Source organism: Sutterella parvirubra YIT 11816, assembly GCF_000250875.1.
GTDB lineage: Bacteria > Pseudomonadota > Gammaproteobacteria > Burkholderiales > Burkholderiaceae_F > Sutterella > Sutterella parvirubra.
This window is the reverse complement of sequence record NZ_JH604964.1, coordinates 15,078-15,860: the sequence shown is the minus strand read 5'-3', so window position 1 is coordinate 15,860 and position 783 is coordinate 15,078. Positions and strand designations below refer to the sequence as shown.

Genomic DNA, 783 nt, shown 5'->3' with positions numbered 1-783 from the left:
CGCTCGAAACGGCGGACGACGTCGAAGGAACCCCTTCCGTCCGGCGTCGTCCGCTGTGAGCGTTCTTTGACGCTGCCTCGCGCTTCAGGTTACGGAACCTTGAAGCCGAGACCGTCCGCGTGGCAGGCCTCGCAGTAGTTGACCGACTTCGAGTGCTCGCGGTGGCAGAGCTCGCAGTCGACCGTCTCCGGCAGGTAGTGGATCGAGACGTGCGGATTGGGGGTGCCGTCCTTCAACATGTAGTGCTGCTCGAACGACTTCGGATCGTGGCACGTCTGGCACTGGGCCGTGGCGACGGGCTTGCCTACGCCGTCCACGTGGCAGGCCGCGCAGTCGAGCTTGTGCTTCTGCGACATCGAAGGCGCGGCGTAGGCGGCCGAACCGATGAGGGAGGCCGCGGCGAGGATCGCAAGAATGTGCTTCTTCATGGTTTTGTCTCCCTTGGGTTACTTCGCCTGCGCGACCGACTTCCCGGCGATGCGCCCGAAGACGATGCCGTCCAGAACCGAGTTCCCGCCCAAGCGCGTGACGCCGTGGACGCCCCCGGTGATTTCACCCGCGGCGTAGAGCCCCGGAATCGGTTCGAAGTCCTGACCGATCACTTCGGCGCGGTCGTTGATCTTGATGCCGCCCATCGTGTAGTGGAGCTTCGAGGTGAGGCGGTGGCCGTACCAGGGGCCCTTCCCCATGAGGACGCCTTCGTTCGGCGTCAGCGGACGGTGGAAGTCCGGATCGAACTCACGGCCTTCCTTGATCCAACCGTTGTACTTGGCGATTTCGGCC

General features: G+C 64.4%; 2 protein-coding genes. Both read right to left on the bottom strand.

The window, feature by feature from the left end; genetic code table 11:
• Positions 1-89: 89 nt before the first annotated feature.
• Complete coding sequence (locus HMPREF9440_RS05565) at positions 90-428, bottom strand: cytochrome c3 family protein (protein WP_008542299.1); 339 nt, start codon at positions 426-428, stop codon at positions 90-92.
• An 18-nt stretch (positions 429-446) separates the two neighbouring features.
• The coding region (locus tag HMPREF9440_RS10580; RefSeq protein ID WP_008542298.1) for an FAD-binding protein at positions 447-783 on the bottom strand (337 nt) is incomplete at its 5' end.